The 711-nt window shown below is 51.3% G+C and carries 1 rRNA gene; it reads left to right on the forward strand.

The window, feature by feature from the left end:
- Window positions 1-686: ribosomal RNA gene (locus CXF93_RS02895) — 23S ribosomal RNA — on the forward strand; the annotation flags it as partial.
- Window positions 687-711: the final 25 nt, after the last annotated feature.

The raw sequence follows: 711 nt of genomic DNA on the forward strand, positions 1-711 counted from the left end.
TTGCGGACAGTGTCTGGTGGGTAGTTTGACTGGGGCGGTCTCCTCCCAAAGAGTAACGGAGGAGCACGAAGGTTGGCTAAACATGGTTGGACATCATGTGGTTAGTGCAAAGGCATAAGCCAGCTTAACTGCGAGACAGACACGTCGAGCAGGTACGAAAGTAGGTCTTAGTGATCCGGTGGTTCTGAATGGAAGGGCCATCGCTCAACGGATAAAAGGTACTCCGGGGATAACAGGCTGATACCGCCCAAGAGTTCATATCGACGGCGGTGTTTGGCACCTCGATGTCGGCTCATCACATCCTGGGGCTGAAGTTGGTCCCAAGGGTATGGCTGTTCGCCATTTAAAGTGGTACGCGAGCTGGGTTTAGAACGTCGTGAGACAGTTCGGTCCCTATCTGCCGTGGGCGTTTGAGAATTGAGAGGAGCTGCTCCTAGTACGAGAGGACCGGAGTGGACGAACCACTGGTGTTCGGGTTGTCATGCCAATGGCATTGCCCGGTAGCTAAGTTCGGAACTGATAACCGCTGAAAGCATCTAAGCGGGAAGCAGGCCTCGAGATGAGTTCTCACTGGAGCTTTAAGCTCCCTAAAGGGCCGTTGGAGACTACAACGTTGATAGGCAAGGTGTGTAAGTGCTGTGAGGCATTGAGCTAACTTGTACTAATTACCCGTGAGGCTTAACCATACAAATTAAAGTATGATTAATTGAA

The sequence above is a fragment of the Moritella sp. Urea-trap-13 genome (assembly GCF_002836355.1).
GTDB lineage: Bacteria > Pseudomonadota > Gammaproteobacteria > Enterobacterales > Moritellaceae > Moritella.